At 55.1% G+C, this 16093-nt stretch carries 14 protein-coding genes; 9 read left to right on the forward strand and 5 right to left on the reverse strand.

What is annotated here, in order from left to right; genetic code table 11:
• Positions 1–2: 2 nt before the first annotated feature.
• From rpoC to WCV85_00370, 6 genes are all read left to right on the forward strand, one after another.
• Positions 3–3866 (forward strand): DNA-directed RNA polymerase subunit beta', encoded by a 3864-nt coding sequence (rpoC, locus tag WCV85_00345; GenBank protein ID MFA6473305.1) that lies wholly within the window; start codon positions 3–5, stop codon positions 3864–3866.
• A 258-nt stretch (positions 3867–4124) separates the two neighbouring features.
• Complete coding sequence (locus tag WCV85_00350) at positions 4125–5006, forward strand: hypothetical protein (protein ID MFA6473306.1); 882 nt, start codon at positions 4125–4127, stop codon at positions 5004–5006.
• A 114-nt stretch (positions 5007–5120) separates the two neighbouring features.
• Complete coding sequence (locus tag WCV85_00355) at positions 5121–7430, forward strand: DNA translocase FtsK (protein MFA6473307.1); 2310 nt, start codon at positions 5121–5123, stop codon at positions 7428–7430.
• Positions 7427–8158, forward strand: a complete 732-nt coding sequence (locus WCV85_00360; protein MFA6473308.1) for a helix-turn-helix domain-containing protein — start codon at positions 7427–7429, stop codon at positions 8156–8158. The genes WCV85_00355 and WCV85_00360 overlap by 4 nt, the downstream gene beginning before the upstream one ends.
• A 63-nt stretch (positions 8159–8221) precedes the next feature.
• On the forward strand, positions 8222–9277 hold the full coding sequence (gene recA / locus WCV85_00365) for a recombinase RecA (protein ID MFA6473309.1): 1056 nt from the start codon (positions 8222–8224) through the stop codon (positions 9275–9277).
• A 177-nt stretch (positions 9278–9454) separates the two neighbouring features.
• Complete coding sequence (locus WCV85_00370) at positions 9455–10081, forward strand: hypothetical protein (protein ID MFA6473310.1); 627 nt, start codon at positions 9455–9457, stop codon at positions 10079–10081.
• 75 nt (positions 10082–10156) lie between these two features.
• On the opposite strand, the gene WCV85_00375 is transcribed toward WCV85_00370, so the two are convergent.
• Positions 10157–10525, reverse strand: coding sequence for a hypothetical protein (locus tag WCV85_00375; protein MFA6473311.1), 369 nt, complete (start codon positions 10523–10525; stop codon positions 10157–10159).
• A 296-nt stretch (positions 10526–10821) separates the two neighbouring features.
• On the opposite strand from WCV85_00375, the gene WCV85_00380 reads away from it, so the two are divergent.
• The gene (locus WCV85_00380) at positions 10822–11478 is read left to right on the forward strand and encodes a hypothetical protein (protein ID MFA6473312.1); all 657 of its coding nucleotides are present in this window, start codon (positions 10822–10824) and stop codon (positions 11476–11478) included.
• 261 nt (positions 11479–11739) lie between these two features.
• Here the strand turns inward: WCV85_00380 and efp are convergent, their stop codons facing one another.
• From efp to rpsF, 4 genes are all read right to left on the reverse strand, one after another.
• Complete coding sequence (gene efp, locus WCV85_00385) at positions 11740–12309, reverse strand: elongation factor P (GenBank protein ID MFA6473313.1); 570 nt, start codon at positions 12307–12309, stop codon at positions 11740–11742.
• A 167-nt stretch (positions 12310–12476) separates the two neighbouring features.
• Positions 12477–12719, reverse strand: coding sequence for a 30S ribosomal protein S18 (gene rpsR, locus WCV85_00390; GenBank protein ID MFA6473314.1), 243 nt, complete (start codon positions 12717–12719; stop codon positions 12477–12479).
• Positions 12720–12737: 18 nt separating this feature from the next.
• Positions 12738–13172 (reverse strand): single-stranded DNA-binding protein, encoded by a 435-nt coding sequence (locus WCV85_00395; GenBank protein ID MFA6473315.1) that lies wholly within the window; start codon positions 13170–13172, stop codon positions 12738–12740.
• Between the two features lie 38 nt (positions 13173–13210).
• Positions 13211–13720 (reverse strand): 30S ribosomal protein S6, encoded by a 510-nt coding sequence (gene rpsF / locus WCV85_00400; protein ID MFA6473316.1) that lies wholly within the window; start codon positions 13718–13720, stop codon positions 13211–13213.
• A 152-nt stretch (positions 13721–13872) separates the two neighbouring features.
• On the opposite strand from rpsF, the gene WCV85_00405 reads away from it, so the two are divergent.
• The gene (locus WCV85_00405; protein ID MFA6473317.1) at positions 13873–15105 is read left to right on the forward strand and encodes a methyltransferase domain-containing protein; all 1233 of its coding nucleotides are present in this window, start codon (positions 13873–13875) and stop codon (positions 15103–15105) included.
• A complete protein-coding gene (locus tag WCV85_00410; protein ID MFA6473318.1) occupies positions 15098–16069 on the forward strand; it encodes a CapA family protein in 972 nt (323 codons plus the stop codon). The genes WCV85_00405 and WCV85_00410 overlap by 8 nt, the downstream gene beginning before the upstream one ends.
• Positions 16070–16093 lie beyond the last annotated feature (24 nt).

The following is a 16093-nucleotide window of genomic DNA, read 5'->3' on the forward strand; positions in this document are numbered from 1 at the left end:
CCATGCCCGAAGACACACTCACCCTCAAAGATTTTTCCGCCATTCGCCTGCGCTTAGCATCGCCCGATGCGATTAAGCGTTGGTCGTACGGCGAGGTGACCAAGCCAGAAACCATTAACTACCGCACGCAAAAGCCGGAGAAGTCCGGGCTGTTTGCGGAAGAAATTTTTGGCCCCACCAAGGACTGGGAATGCTACTGCGGCAAGTACAAGCGCATTCGATACAAAGGTATTGTCTGCGACAAGTGCGGCGTGGAAGTGACGCGCGCCTTAGTCCGCCGTGAGCGCATGGGTCACATTGAGCTGGCTGCTCCGGTTTCCCACATCTGGTTCCTGCGCGGCGTGCCGTCCAAGATTGGCCTGTGCTTAGACCTGTCTGTCCAGGATTTGGAAAAGGTCATGTACTTTGCGGCATTTGTGATTACCGCGGTGGACGAACCCCTGCGCGTGGACACGCTGGCGCAAATTGAAGCCGAACTGGAAACCAAGCGAAAGATGATTGAGAGTGAAGCCCAGCGCGTGGCCGCCGACATTCAAGCCAAGAAAGCCCGGGATCTGGAAGCCGCCAAAGCCAATGCTGACAAAATTGCCAAAGCCGAAGCCGCGGCAACGGATGCGCTGGCTGCCAATGCCGCCCGTAAGGCTGAGCGGCAGGATGCCTTGGACAACGCCGCAACCGTGGCGAAGAAAGAGCTGCAGACCCTGCACCCCAAGCAGATTATTTCTGAACAGCAGTACCATGATCTGAGCTTGAAGTACGGCCACGTGTTTGAAGCGGGGATTGGTGCGGAAGCCATTCGGCTCCTGCTCCAGCAAATGCGCTTGGAAGATGTAATTAAAGCCTTGCAGGAAGAGCACGCCACCGGTTCGGAAGCCAAGCAGCGCAAAGCGATTCGTCGCTTGAAAGTCCTGAAGAGCATGCTGGTGAACCAGCTCCGGCCTGAGTGGATGATTCTCACCTCGCTGCCCGTCATTCCACCTGACCTGCGCCCAATGGTGCAGCTGGACGGTGGCCGGTTTGCCGCGTCAGATTTGAACGACCTGTACCGTCGCGTCATCAACCGGAACAACCGCCTGAAGCGCTTGCTGGAACTCAATGCTCCAGAAGTGATTACCCGCAACGAGAAGCGCATGTTGCAAGAAGCAGTGGACGCGCTCATTGATAACGGCGCTCGCCACGGCAAGACCGTGACTGCAGCCACAGGCCAGAAGCGCCAGCTGAAGTCCATTGCGGACATGCTGAAGGGGAAGCAGGGCCGGTTCCGCCAGAACCTGCTGGGCAAACGCGTGGACTACTCTGGCCGCTCGGTCATTGTGGTGGGTTCGCATTTGCACTTGCACCAGTGCGGTCTGCCCAAGCGCATGGCCTTGGAGCTCTTCAAACCTTTTGTTATTGCCCAGCTCATTAAGCGGGAGTACGTGCACAACGTGCGCAGCGCCAACCGCTTCATTGAGAGTGACCGCAGTGAAGTCTGGGACATTCTGGAAGAAATCACCAAGAACTCCCACGTACTGCTGAACCGCGCACCAACCCTGCACCGCTTGGGTATTCAGGCCTTCCAACCCGTGCTCATCGAAGGCAAAGCTATCCAGCTTCACCCTATGGTGTGTACGGCGTTCAACGCTGACTTCGACGGTGACCAAATGGCTGTGCACGTGCCGTTGACCGAAGCTGCGAAGAAGGAAGCTGCTGAGCTCATGCTCTCCACTAAGAACTTGCTGAAACCAGCAACCGGCACGCCGGTGGTCACGCCATCCCAGGACATTGTGCTGGGCTGCTTCTACCTCACCATGTTGCGCCCGCAGGAGAAACCCAAGAATTTCATGTCTCCGGATGAAGCCTACCTGGCTTTTGGGAATGGGCGCATTCCGCTGCAGGAAGAGATTCACGTCCGCATGGGTGCTGAGCGCATTGCCACCACCGTCGGCCGGCTCATTTTCAACGGCGTGATGCCCGAAGGTTGGCCGTACGTGAACCAGCACTTGGATAAGAAGCGCTTGTCCATCATGGTTGGTGAATTCATTCAGAAGGCAGGCATGGAGCGCACGGTCCGCGTCATTGATGAATTGAAGAACCTGGCTTTCACCCACCTGACCAAATCCGGCATTAGCTGGGGCATGGACGATCTCACCATTCCAAAAGAGAAAGCCGAAATTCTGAAGGTTGCGGACGAAAAAGTATTAGAACTCACACAGCACTACGAAATGGGTTTGCTGACGGATGATGAACGGCATAACCGCATTATTGAAGTGTGGGACCAGGCCAAGGGTCAAATTCAGAAAGCCTGTAAGGCAACGTTGGATAGCTTTGGTCCAGTCTTCAGCATGATTGAATCTGGCGCGCGTGGCTCTTGGGGTCAGACCACCCAGATGATGGGTATGAAAGGTTTGGTGACCAACCCAGCCGGTGACATTATTGAACTGCCAGTGCGCGGGAGCTTCAAAGAAGGCTTTGACGTGCTGGAGTACTTCATCTCCACCCACGGTGCGCGTAAGGGTTTGTCTGACACCGCCCTCCGCACGGCCAACGCTGGCTACCTCACCCGTCGTCTCATTGACGTCGCCCAGGACATTGTCATTGCCGAGGACCAGTGTGAAGACGAGGACGGCATGGTGCTGTACAAGGCTGACTCCGATGTGCTGGGTGAAACCGTGGCACAGCGCGCCTTGGGTCGCACCAGCTTGCAACGCGTGTCTGATCCGGAAACACGAAAAGTGATTGTGCAGAAGAACGCCTTGATCACTGAAGACATTCTCCCAGTGCTGGAGAAGCTAGATTTGGCTGAACTCCGCATTCGCTCCGTGCTCACCTGCAAAGCCAAGCGCGGCTTGTGCGCTGCATGCTACGGGTATGACCTGGGGTACAACCGCTTGGTGGCCAAGGGGATTGCCGTGGGGATCATTGCCGCCCAGTCCATTGGTGAACCTGGCACCCAGCTGACCATGCGGACCTTCCACACTGGGGGTGTAGCCGGGCATGACATTACCCAAGGTCTGCCACGCGTGGAAGAACTCTTTGAAGCTCGGCCGGTGAAGAAGCCCGCAATTTTGGCAGGCATCGCCGGAACGCTTTCCATTGCCGAGGGTGAAAAAGGTGAAAAGATTTTGCGGATTCATGGTCGCGGTCAAGCTGCAGACACCTACCCACTGAAGCGCGGCTTCAAAGCCGTGGTGGCGGACGGTGCAACCGTGGAAGCCGGGGCTACCTTGGCAGAATCGAAGGGCAAGGATCCAGTTGTTGCCACGGACGGTGGCATTGTGAAGCTGGGCGGTGCAACCGTGGTGAACATTCACCGGGAGAAGGACACCGTGGAAGAGAGCGTGGTGCTTCCTGGCGATACGATCCTGGTGAAAGATGGTGACTTGGTGAACCCAGGCCAGCAACTCACCGAAGGCAGCTTGGACATCCACCAGCTCTTCCGCCTGCAAGGTGAACGCGCGGTGCAGGACTACCTCATTAAGGAAACCCAGTTCATCTACTCGTCCCAAGGGCAGAAATTGAATGCCAAGCACATTGAAGTCATTGTGCGGCAAATGTTCTCCCGCGTGGCCGTGGCTGACGCTGGTTCCACCGAGCTCATTGCCGGGGAAATTATTGAGCGCAACCAGTTTGACGCCGCCAATGTGAAAGCCACGGCGAAGAATAAGACTTTGGCCAAGGGCGAAGTGCTGCTGTACGGCATCACCAAAGCCTCGCTTTCCATTGATAGCTTCCTCTCCGCCGCGTCCTTCCAAGAAACTGCCCGCGTGCTCATTGACGCCGCAGTTTCCGGGAAGATTGACAAGCTCCGCGGTCTGAAGGAGAACGTCATCATCGGTAAGCTCATCCCCGCTGGAACCGGGTTCCGGCCGGACGATGTTCGCTAAAGCCTATTCAAAAAAGTAGACTCCCAAGCCCCGGCTCTCTAGCCGGGGCTTTTGGATACGACGGAGTTACGCATTTGACAAATCCTGCCCTCGCGCTAAAGTAAGGCATTCTTTGACAAACATTTGAGCGGAGCTTGAAGTGCCTGAATGTGGGCATTGCAAACTCTTCTCAAATCATCACATTCACGAGAAGCGTCTCCGGCCACGAGCAGTGGCAACAAATCTCAGTTTCGGGCTTTCAGCCTGAAAGGAGTGACAATGAGTAAGTATGGAAAGTACAGGGGGAATGACATTGAAGCGGTCTTCAACATGCTCGGCGGTGAAGCAGTTGTTGACGCTATGCTGCAAGGTACAAAGCAGGCAAGGATTGAAGATGTCATTCTGACGCTCTTCGATAGGCATGGTCGCGGCATTCCAAGGGGTCTGCAATCATCGGTCTGCGACGAAAGTCGGTTATTCCATTTGCAGATACCAGGGATGGATTTTGGAAAATTATTGGAACGCCTGACCGCTGTGTTCCCGGAAGGTACCGTCTTCTCTACTGTGCAGGAACTTCAAGATGAAGTCCAAGAGATTCTGGCGATCATTACTACTGATCCACAATTGAAGAATTGCCTAGGTCGTACATGGTTTCCGTTGACTCTACCAAAGATTGAGGCTGGTGATTACGGCACGATATTGGAAACAACTTTTGTCGCCGCGGTTGAGAAGGCGTACCTCAAGGCATTTCCCGACCGGTCATTCATAAACCATTGCAAGGGCGAGCTTGGTGATCAAGTGAGCATTGTGCATCCAAGTCACAAGTGCTTGGTGGCAAAAATGCAAAAAGGGCCAGTAGCCGGCATCTTTCTCCCGAATTCTTTGCAGGGGTTTTCCATTCCGGCAGATAGAGAGTTTGCCGATCAGCTACCAGAAATTTTCCATCTTGCTGGCGGCTACGATTTCTGCACTGCCATGGCCGGGTACCCTGAGGTTCTTGCTCGGAATTTTTTTGTTCCAGGTTATGATATGGCAGGGGTTAAGTGGCAGTCCGAGGGCTATTCGCTGTATCTCGGAGCCAGCGATGACGGTCTTGGGTTCGGCGGCAAATTTCTGGGCGCCTGTGTTCAAGACTCGGGTGGGCTATTCATTGCCCGGTAGAGATTTCTCATTGCACCTTCAATACTCCCAAGGTGGCGTACATCCGTATGCCACCTTTTTTCATACTCAAAACTCGTCAAAAAGCCAGAAAAATGGTAAACTTCCATTTACGATATGGCGCAACGACCGAAATCATCAGACCACGCTGCCCGTCCGGATGCGGAGGAGCAGGAAGCTTTGGCTCCTGTCCGAACCCAGCGGCAAAATAGCGGAACCAGGAATCGTTCTGCCCGGGTGGAGCGGCAGACCCACGCACCCTTGAAGCCAGAGACGCGGCAAGGAGTGGCAATCACCATTCTCATCGCGGTTGGCGCGCTGAGTGTTCTGAGTCTCTTTGGCATTGCTGGGGGTTTTGGGAAAGGCTTTGATAGCATCCTCCGCTGGCTCTTTGGCTGGGCGCGGTTTGCATTCCCGGTGGTCTTGGGTGTGTGGGTCAGCTTTTTGTTCCGGCCACAGAAGTTTTCACTTCGCCCGGCGAATTACGTTGGGCTGGTCGTGGCGTGGTTTGGGTTTGCCGGTTTGCTGCAGCTCACTATCCCAGTGGTGGAAATGGGGGAGCGAATTGGCGACGGCAGCGGTGGCGGGGCTTTTGGTCTGGCACTGGCCTGGCCATTGGTTTCTGCCATGGGGATTTTTGCCAGCGCCATCGTCCTCCTCGCCCTTCTGCTCGTTGGGCTCTTGGTCATGCTCGATGTGTCTTTGAACACCCTGGCAGAGCGCGGGAATATTTTCCGCCGGCTGCGCTACCAGTGGCTGGCTATGACGCACAATCTTCGGGCTGCACAGCGCGTGGAAGAGGTAGCGCCCCCGCCAATGGAAACCGCTGACGAAGATGAAGAAGAGATTCCCCCGGAAGAGGATTTGGGCTTTTCCTCACGCGACGTTGGTGCAGCGGATGCACCGGCGCCTGCTGAACCCAAGAAACCCCGCGTTCGCCGGCACATCACCTTCCCCATAGATTTGCTTGATGCCACGCCCAGCAAGCCCACCAGTGGCGACATTCGGACGAACACAGAGCGCATTCAAAAAACCTTTGCCAACTTTGGCATTGCGGTGGAAATGGGTGATGTGAACGTTGGTCCAACCGTCACGCAGTTCACCATGAAGCCCGCTGACGGCGTGAAGCTCACCTCCATTACTTCACTCTCGAACGACTTAGCCCTGGCTTTGGCCGCTCATCCCATACGCATTGAGGCGCCCATTCCTGGCAAGTCCTTGGTAGGCATTGAAGTGCCAAACCAATCCTCGGCCATTGTCCGCTTGCACGATCTCCTGAACTCCAAAGCCTATAGCCAGCGGCAGTCACCGTTGAGCGTCGCTATTGGGAAGAGCGTGAACGGCGATTCGTTCATTGCGGACGTGGATAAGATGCCCCACCTACTCATCGCTGGTGCCACGGGGTCTGGAAAATCCGTCTGCATCAACACTGTCCTCCTCTCTTTGCTCTACGCCAACGGACCCGATGACCTGAAGCTCATCCTGGTTGACCCCAAGCGGGTGGAGCTCACCAACTACAATGGCATTCCGCATCTCCTAACCCCGGTCATTACCGAAGTGCCCAAGACGATCAATGCCTTGCGCTGGGTGGTGGGGGAAATGGATCGGCGTTTCCAGTTGCTCTCCACGGTGGGCAAGCGCAACATTCAAGCGTACAATGCGCAAAACCCTGACCCCCTGCCATATCTGGTGGTGGTCATTGATGAGCTAGCAGACCTTATGGCCGTGGCTGCACGGGAAGTGGAAGCGGCCATCATCCGCCTGGCGCAAATGGCCCGCGCCGTGGGTATTCACCTTATCGTGGCGACCCAGCGTCCTTCGGTGGATGTCATCACTGGGTTAATTAAAGCGAACATTACCAACCGCATTGCCTTCACCGTTGCATCAGCCATTGACTCCCGCACTATTCTGGACTCACCTGGAGCTGAAAAATTACTGGGTCGTGGTGACATGCTCTTCAGCTCGCCAGAGCTGAGCAAACCCAAGCGTTTGCAAGGTTGCTTTGTGGCGGATGTGGAAATTGAACGGGTGGTGAAAGCGCTGAAAGTGCAAGCGCAACCTGAGTACAATGCAGATATTGTGGAAAAACCCCATGGTCTCATTGGGGGCAGCAATGGCATGGCCGCACCTGAGGATGAAGCAGACGGGAGCGATGATGAATTACTGGAAGAAGCGAAGGCGGTTATCATCCGCGCGCAGAAAGCTTCTGCCTCCTTGCTCCAGCGCCGTTTGCGCGTTGGGTATGCCCGCGCTGCCCGCTTGCTGGACTTGCTGGAAGAGCAGGGTGTGATTGGCCCGGGTGAAGGTGCCAAGCCCCGTGAGGTACGCGTGCAGGCGGATCCCAACGAAGGTATTCCCATTCCAGACAACGATCTGGAGGATGACCACGATGTGCTTCCGCCGCAGAATCAGCCACCGGTGGCATGAGTGACACGCAGCCGCAAGGGAGCAGTGGGAAGCAGAAATCGTTTCACCGGCGTGCGTTACCCAATGACACCTTAGGTGAAGCACTCCGCAGCGTCCGGGAGGACGCGGGTTTGAGCGTGGAAGCACTTGGCCAGCAGGCAGGAGTCCAAGCCAAGTACATTGTGGCTATTGAGGCCGGACGGTACGATCAAACGCCTGGACCTGTGTACCTTCGTGGTTTCTTACGACAGATTGCGGCGGCACTGGATGTTTCGGTGGAAAGTGTGTTGGCTCGTTTTGAAGCTGAACCGCGCGGGTACGTGCCCACCGCACAGTCTGCAGCCAAAGGCTTTGCCCAGCAACAGGCCGCCACTGATGCGCAAACGCAGCGTATGCATCCACGGTCTGCCCGTTGGCTCATCGCTGGTGGAATCTTAGTCCTGGCTGTGGTGTACTTTGCCATTTCTATCCTGGGCATTGTATTGCCCCCACCCCTGACCGTCACTGAGCCAAGTGCAGACATCATTGTGAACTCTCCGCAGGTTACTGTGGTGGGACAGAGCGCCGCAGAAGTGACCGTGGAAGTGAATGGGAAGCCAGTGTCCGTGGATGCGCGCGGCGGTTTTCGGGAAGCTGTGGATTTGCAGGCCGGGGTGAATACCTTGACCATTACCGCCCGAAAAAAGCGCAGCCGTCCGGCCACAGTGACCCGCCGTATTCTCGTCCAGGTTCCGGCTGTGGTACAATAGGCGAGCTCCGGAAACGGGGCCTGACAGGGCGAATCTCACCATTTATTGAGTTATTTTTCTCCTATGGCAAAAGCAAAAAACACTACTCCAGCAGCCCCGTCTCTGGATGCCCGGCACAAGGCCGCGCAGGAAGCAATTAGCCAGATTCAGGACCGTTTTGGCGAGGGCTCCATTATGACCCTGGCCAAGCAAACCGTGCAGCGTGTGGAAGCCATTCCCACTGGCTGCTTGTCCTTGGACCTCGCCCTGGGCGTGGGCGGCGTGCCCCGCGGTCGGGTCATTGAAATTTTCGGTCCGGAAGCTTCCGGGAAAACCACCCTCACCCTGCACATCATTGCCGAAGTGCAGAAGGAGAAGGGGATTGCCGCATTCGTGGACGCAGAGCATGCTCTGGACCCGGACTACGCACGCAAGGTTGGTGTGAATGTGGATGAGCTGCTCATCTCCCAGCCAGACAACGGCGAGCAAGCTTTGGAAATTGTGGAAACCCTGGTTCGCAGCAATGGCGTGGACGTCATTGTGGTGGACTCGGTGGCGGCGCTCACCCCCAAGGCGGAAATTGAAGGCGAGATGGGGGACAGCCACATGGGTTTGCAAGCCCGGCTCATGAGCCAGGCCCTGCGGAAGCTCACCGCCATTATTGCCAAGACGAAGACCGTGGTCATCTTCATCAACCAGACCCGCATGAAGATCGGCATCATGTTCGGCAACCCGGAGACAACTACCGGCGGCATGGCCTTGAAGTTCTACTCCTCGGTACGCATTGACGTGCGCCGCATTGCCCAGCTGAAGAGCGGGGAAGCCATTGTGGGCAACCGCGTGAAGTCCAAGATCGTCAAGAACAAAGTTGCTCCGCCCTTCCGCGTGGCCGAGTTTGACATTATGTACGCCGAAGGTATTTCCGCCAGCGGTGACCTCATTGACCTGGGCCTGGCTCAAGGTGTACTAGAGAAGTCCGGCAACACCGTGAGTTTTGGCGAGCAGAAGCTGGGCGTGGGTCGCGAACAGAGTAAGACTTTCCTCCGGGAAAACCCCAAAGTTGCTGCAGACCTCCGCGCCGCAATCCTCAAGCGGGTGAAAGAGAAGGAAGCGGAAGAGAAGGTAGGGAAGCCGAGTTAAGAACTTTGAAAGAGGAACTGAGAACCAGAAGAGCTCCGCAGGTGCGGGGCTTTTTGGCACTATGCTTGACATATTTTCGATTATTTGTTACATTTCTTGGTCAAGAAATAGTAGAAATATTTTAACTCAAAATGTGGATCCAACCTTGATCGTTGGATAAGAAATTGGAGGAAAACTTTGAAAGATTTGGATCATGCCATCATCGTGAAGTTAAATGGCAGAGAAACTGACACGTTGGTGACCGAAGCACAAATACGTGAAGCAGGTGAAAAAATTCGTGCTGAGCTTGTAAAATTATCCCTGCCAAGCTGGTACATTGAAAAGCTTATTACGATTAATGCAAAAAAGGTTGCTCAAAGCCTCGATGAGGTATTCCAGGGTTGCGTTGGGATGTTTAATGAAGTTATCGTCCGAAAGGTGAAGGTAGATCGGAACCGCACTTCAGAACAGGTGTTGGCAGCCACTGGTAAGCGAGTTACGATTGCTGGCAATATGCCAAATGGCGCAGGAGAAGAAGTTGATGTTTTTTTCTTCCCCATAACTAAAAGTCCTGACAAATATACTATTTATTGGGGTCTGAAGCTACATGGTCTGAAAGCTGATCCCTATGCAGTAGCTCAAGTCAATATCGACGATCCAGAATTTGCCACCACGCATCCCAATGGAACTCTCTGGGAACGCAATCCAAATAGCGGTAGCAATTCAGACTGGAGCCACCTACAAGTAACGGCTGAATTCGTTGAAGTCAGCATCAGCTGGCAACGTTGGCACGGTGAATGGTGGATCGGTGGTGTCCTCGCCTAATGCTCATTCAATTTGACGGTAGTAAAGTCCCCGCATCATCACTGGTGCGGGGCTCTTCTGTATCCACGATGTAGATTAACGCGATGCTGAGGTAACGTGCTTTACGTCTGCATCATCAAGCACGTGCTTTGTATGGAGAACGTCCATGAGCATCTCAATCTTGCGATCTGGTCTGCGGTTCAGTACAACCAGGTCTCCGCGGAGGTCGGCGAGTTTGTCGTCAAGGTAATCCTTGGTCACCATTCGGGTTTCGAATTGTCCGAGTTGGTGTTTCAGAGCATTCTTGGTTACCATGTTTGCCCGCAACGACTGTAACTCGTGCTGCACTGGGATTAGCTGTTCTGCCAGATGGGTTTTTGTTACCATCTGCCGTTCAGTTATATCCGCTAAGCTGTGGACAGCTTCCAGAACATCTTGGATTGTGGGTTCAGATTCTTTAGGCATAAATAGGTGCGAAATGAGTGAGAATCCGCCTCTTGTCGGATTCCCAGCATAGCGCGGCTTTTGGGTGCGTGCAAGTTTGGGGTGCGGGGTATGATATTGACGTTTCTTTTGCTTCACATTAAGGTAAGAGACCTACACGACCTTTGAAAAACCTCCTGCCATAGCTGAAAGTCCCTGCATTTTTCTGGGGGTTTCCAGCTGTGGCATGCGAAACATACCACCCAGCCGGCCCGTTTCTGATTCTGGCAAGGTGCCTGAACAGAGAATGAGCTGCAACGCAGAAAGGAGCGATGACGATGCGCAAAACATCGATCACGCCTCAGCAACTTGATCAGTTTCGTCAGTTAGGCGAGGCTCGATTGAAAAAGATGGGTATCACCAGCGAAGAGTTCCAATTGGCAGTTATTGCCCAAGGTGGTGTCTACCAAGATAAGTTGGAGGAGATCATTCGGGAAATGATAAAATTCCATCAACGTTCCATCGAGCCGCACATCCTTGCCCGCAAGACCTTTGACCCCGAGCAGTTCATCGGGGAAGGTTGGACGATTGACGAGCGGATCGGTAAGCGATCTGATGGCAACCTGGACGCCGGGCAGATTACACGAAAGGATTATTCCACATCCGATGTATCGTACATCAACGGCGAAGAACGCTTGCAATGCATCAAGATCACTCCGGATGACATTCAACTGGATGGCGAGGATTTCCTCGCTCTCTATGAGGAAAAAGATCAGTTGACTTTGCGATGGCTCTACGAAACCAAGGGTTTCGAATGGCTTTCCTTCTGGGGAATTATTCTGCGTGACCCAGAAGGCAACCGTAAGGTCCTGTACCTGTACCGGGACGTCGGCGGTTCCTGGGTCTGGCGCTGTCTCTGGGTCGACATCGACGATTGGTATTCCAGCATTCCTTCGGCTGTGCTCGCAAGCCCGCTCGCCGAAGCCAAAGCGTAGGCGAATCAGCAGGCATATTGTTCTACTTTGGCGCTTTGACTTAGACACTTGGTCTTTCGTAAAATCCCCGCATCATCACTGGTGCGGGGCTTTTTTACAAACCAAAAGCCGAGGCATGAAAGCCTCGACTACCCAGCTCATTCTTCATAGCGACTTCAGTCGCGTAAGGAAAGGAATGTCTAACCGCACTTCCGCCAAAGGCGGATCCGGCTTCGCCGGAAAAGTGCGTTTGAAGGTTTTAGATTAAAGTCCGTTGGAAGTTTACTCCCCAGCCCGTGCCGTGTACTCGCCCGTCTCGGTGCTGACCATGATTCGTTCCCCAGATTTGATGAAGAGGGGAGCTTTGACTTGCAGGCCGTTGTCCAAGGTGATGGTCTTGGCGGTGTTGGTGGCGGTGTCCCCGCGCACGGCGTCAGGTGAGTCTGTCACGGTGTACTCAATTTTTTTGGGTAATTGAATGGTGACGGGCTTGCTCTCAAACTGCAGCACGTCCACCACCAAACCCTCTTTTAGGTACTTCACCTGGTCACCCAGTTGCTCGGTGGTCAGGAAGAACTGGTCGTAGGTCTCCTGGTCCATAAAGTAGTGCTCCGTGTCCTGGGCGTACAGGTAGCTGGCTTTGGTGCGGGATAAATCTGCCTCCGGGATTTTGTCCCCAGGTTTGAAGGTTTGCTCCAGCACCCGGCCGGAAATAAGGTTCTTCAGCTTCGTCCGCATCACCGGTTTGCGTTGCGCTGTGCGCATGAAGTCAGACCACAGTACCACGTAGGGCTCGTTGTCGATGGTGATGGCGACCCCAATGCGGAGGTCATTCATGGTGAGGACGGACATAGGTTACGAATTACGAAATAAAGATACGAATATACGAATTACGAATGGGGGGGGGGAGGATGAGGAACGAAGAAGAGAGAACCAGATAAACCAAGCCTGGATCTCAATTGCGCCTTCCATCATCACCTTATAACCATACTCGCCGCCACACCCAAACCCTCAACCTCTTACCGCGGCGTATACGGCACGAGCGCCATGAAGCGTGCGCGCTTGATTGCTTCTGCCGTCATCCGTTGGTGGCGCATGCACAGACCCGTGCGGCGGCGGGGGAGAATCTTGCTGTAGGAGGAGATGAACTTCTGGTAGCCACGGGGATCTTTGTAATCCAAGGAGGTATTGCCCAAGACGCAGAAGTGGCACTGCTTGGGTGGCGGGGGGAGCGTGGCTTGTTTTTGACGTTGTTGGCGCATACAGGGAGCAGGGGAGGACTAGAATGGAATATCTTCGACGTTCACTTCGGGTTCTGCGTCTGCAGGAGCCGGGGTGTCCGTGGGGGCTGGGGCGTCAGCTGTTGGTGCAGCAGCGCGTTGGCCAGGGCGATCTAGCATGATGAGGTTTTCGGCCACAATTTCCGTACGATACTTCTTCTGGCCAGAGGGGTCATCCCAGGAGCGGGTCTGCAACCGGCCTTCCACAAAGACTTTGGAACCCTTCTTGACGTACTGGCCAATAATTTCCGCCAGCTTGCGCCAGGCAACCACGCTGTGGAATTCCACTTGCTCTTTCTTCTGCCCGGCCGTGTCGGTCCAGGTGCGGTTGGTGGCAACGCTGAAGAGGGCAACCTGCTGGCCGCCGCCGGTGGTGCGCACGTCGGGGTCGCGGGTGATGTTCCCAATGATCATGACCTTGTTGAGGTTCATCATATGTTCGTACGGGTAAGATGGAGTGTGGGAATGGAAAATTACTTGACGGCGTCCTCGTCCAGGATCTCGTCAATCTTCTTGTCCAACTCATCCAGGGAGAGGGGGGCAGCATCCACAGCCGTCCGCTTGGGGGTGGCAGTTTCTGCCAGGCGGTCTGCAGCTTCCCGGGTTTGCCGAGCTTGCGCGTCTTCGCGGGCTTTGCGGGCTTGGATTTTCTCTTGGATCCGGGCTTCTTCTTCCAGTTCTTTGGCAGTCTTCAGCTTGGTTTGGATGGGCAAGAACCGAATGACTTCGTCCACCAACTTCAATTTTCCCGTGAAGCCATTGAAGGCTGCGGGTTCCAGGTTGAAGTCCAGGTCCACGTAGGTGCCGGTTTTGTGCTTGCCAATGGGGTAGGCGAGCTTGCGCTTGCCAATGACGTGGCTGTTCAGAACCTCGCCTCCAGCTGCGGTCACCAGGTCGCGAATTGTTCCCAAGACGCCATCAGCTGCTTCAGGGGCAACTTGGGAGCCAACGATGGCGAGTAGGTCGTAGTGTTTTGTAGCCATGGAAAAAATGCCAAAAAATGTGTACCCACCGTACCACGTGGGGGGAAGGGAGTCAAGGGAATGGGACTGGCAAAGCACCGGAATCCATCAAATAGCCCCAGGTAGGCGGCTTTTGCTTTACGCCCTAGACCCGCAACCGCTACACTGCACCTATGCACACTGGAGATTGGATTGCCTGTTTTGGCCGCGAACCCTCACTTTCGGCCTGGGAACTGTACCGCGTTACCGGGCAGGATTTTGGCACATTGCACAAGGAAGTGGCTGTCCTGCCGCCTATGCCTGGACATAGCTTGGTGCAGCTCCAGCAGCGCTGTGGGGGGCTGGTGAAGGTTGGGGAGGTCTTGGGCATAGCGCCTGACTTGGTGAGTCTCCACGCCACCCTGGTGCAGGCATGGCCGCAGTTGGTCCCGGCTGGGAGTACGGCCCGGGTCCACTTTGGGGTGAGTGTGTACGGTGCTGGCGGCGCGACGTTGCCACAGGTTCGAAAAGAAGCGAAGAACCTGGCGCAGGGTTTGAAGCGAGAGCTGGTGGAACGGGGTCGGTCTGCGCGGTTGGTCATTGCCAAAGAACCAGTCTTGCCAGCAGCAGCACTGATCCAGGGAAAAATCTTGGAACGGGGATTTGAAATTCTCATCCTCACCACCCCAGATGGTTTGGTCTGGGGGAAGACCGTGGCCGTGCAAGATATTAGCGGGTATGGCAACCGAGACGTGGGCCGGCCGCGGCGGGATGCAACGTCCGGCATGCTGCCGCCCAAGCTGGCGCAGATTATGGTGAACCTCACTGCGCCCCGGCCACAGGCAACGTTGCTGGATCCGTTTTGCGGTTCTGGCACGATTCTGCAAGAAGCTGCACTCTTGGGGGTGGAGCACATCGTTGGTTCGGACATGAGTGACAAAGCTGTGCAAGATTCCACGGTGAACATTGCCTGGTTGCAAGAGCACAGCCAGGTCACGAAAGACATCCGCGTCTTCCGGGCTGATGCTGCAGAAATTGCCAAGCATGTGAAACCAAACTCCATTGAGACCATTGCAACTGAGCCGTACTTGGGTCCACCCCAACGAGGTGTGCCGCGCGGCAGAGTTCTCCTGCCACTCATCTCCGCACTCAGCCGGCAGTACGAGCAGTGGCTGCAGGCCATGGCCGACGTATTACAACCGGGTGGTCGTTTAGCCATGGTCTGGCCTTTCTTTCAGGTGGAAAAGCAGGGGTACTTTTTGCAAGTGCAAGACGCAGCAAAGAACGCTGGTTTCCAGGTCATACAGCCGCCAACCTGGATGCTGGAGCAACCCTGGTTCCGCTCCACGCCGCGCGGCACTGTGCTGTACTCTCGACCTGACCAAGTAGTGGGCCGGGAAATTGCCTTACTGGAAAAACATGCGTAGCAAATGGTTCGGGGTGCTTGTCATCTTCGGCCTCACCTTTCCGGGTTTTGCCCACGCCAGCGCAACTTTGGTTTTTAGTGGTGACGTAATGCTGGGTCGATCAGTCCGCGATCAAATCAACCGTCGCGGTGGTGGAAATGGCGCCTGGGTAACGGCGAATCTTGCCAAAGTTTTTCGGCAAGCTGATTTGGCATTTGTCAATTTGGAGTCGCCGTTCCTCGCGGGCTCAGCTTCCAGCCAGGAAATGATTTTCCGCGCTGACCCAAAGCACGTCACCGCGCTCACGGGCGCGGGTATTGACGTGGTTTCCTTTGCGAATAACCACAGCCGGAACCAGGGGAGCGCAGGCATTCAAGCCACGGTTGATCTGCTGCAGAAAAACCGGATCCTCGTTGCTGGCGCCGGCAGTACGTCAAAAGTCGCCTACGCGCCCCGCTTCTTCCAGGCTGGCGCAGTTCCGGTTGCGGTCTTGGCGTACACGTATGGCGAACGAGTGCTGACGACGAATATCCAGAAAACAACCATTGCTAATGTGGATATCTGGTTAATGCAAGCAGAGGTGAAGAAGGTGCGTGCCACAGGCAGGTTTGTGGTGGTGTCATTGCATGCGGGGAATGAGTACACCGTGGTACCAAACTCGCTGCAGAAGACTTTTGCCCATGCCGCTGTGGATGCAGGCGCCGATCTGGTCATTGGCCATCACCCGCACTGGGTGCAGCCCGTGGAAAAGTACAAAGGCAAGCACATTCTGTACTCCTTGGGGAATCTGGTTTTTGATCAAACGTGGTCGAAGAATACCCAGGAAGGTGCGGTGGCGCGGGTAACGGTGTCTGACCGGCGTCAGGTGACGCTAGAGGTGTTGCCAGTGAAAATCGAACGCACCAGCCAGCCGCGGTTCATGTCGGCTAGTGAGGCAAAACCGGTACTGCAGCGGATGCTGGTCCCGATCAGTGGGAAATTGTGAGCGAAGAAAAAGCGCTGACCTTTC

Source organism: Patescibacteria group bacterium, assembly GCA_041665345.1.
Classification (GTDB): domain Bacteria; phylum Patescibacteriota; class Patescibacteriia; order PEXW01; family PEXW01; genus JBAYJA01.

What these genes read in the sequence shown, in the direction of transcription:
- rpoC (MFA6473305.1), top strand. Translation starts at nt 3, where the DNA reads ATGCCCGAAGACACACTCACCCTCAAAGATTTTTCCGCCATTCGCCTG.
- WCV85_00350 (MFA6473306.1), top strand. Translation starts at nt 4,125, where the DNA reads ATGAGTAAGTATGGAAAGTACAGGGGGAATGACATTGAAGCGGTCTTC.
- WCV85_00355 (MFA6473307.1), top strand. Translation starts at nt 5,121, where the DNA reads ATGGCGCAACGACCGAAATCATCAGACCACGCTGCCCGTCCGGATGCG.
- WCV85_00360 (MFA6473308.1), top strand. Translation starts at nt 7,427, where the DNA reads ATGAGTGACACGCAGCCGCAAGGGAGCAGTGGGAAGCAGAAATCGTTT.
- recA (MFA6473309.1), top strand. Translation starts at nt 8,222, where the DNA reads ATGGCAAAAGCAAAAAACACTACTCCAGCAGCCCCGTCTCTGGATGCC.
- WCV85_00375 (MFA6473311.1), bottom strand. Translation starts at nt 10,525, where the DNA reads ATGCCTAAAGAATCTGAACCCACAATCCAAGATGTTCTGGAAGCTGTC.
- WCV85_00380 (MFA6473312.1), top strand. Translation starts at nt 10,822, where the DNA reads ATGCGCAAAACATCGATCACGCCTCAGCAACTTGATCAGTTTCGTCAG.
- efp (MFA6473313.1), bottom strand. Translation starts at nt 12,309, where the DNA reads ATGTCCGTCCTCACCATGAATGACCTCCGCATTGGGGTCGCCATCACC.
- rpsR (MFA6473314.1), bottom strand. Translation starts at nt 12,719, where the DNA reads ATGCGCCAACAACGTCAAAAACAAGCCACGCTCCCCCCGCCACCCAAG.
- WCV85_00395 (MFA6473315.1), bottom strand. Translation starts at nt 13,172, where the DNA reads ATGATGAACCTCAACAAGGTCATGATCATTGGGAACATCACCCGCGAC.
- rpsF (MFA6473316.1), bottom strand. Translation starts at nt 13,720, where the DNA reads ATGGCTACAAAACACTACGACCTACTCGCCATCGTTGGCTCCCAAGTT.
- WCV85_00405 (MFA6473317.1), top strand. Translation starts at nt 13,873, where the DNA reads ATGCACACTGGAGATTGGATTGCCTGTTTTGGCCGCGAACCCTCACTT.
- WCV85_00410 (MFA6473318.1), top strand. Translation starts at nt 15,098, where the DNA reads ATGCGTAGCAAATGGTTCGGGGTGCTTGTCATCTTCGGCCTCACCTTT.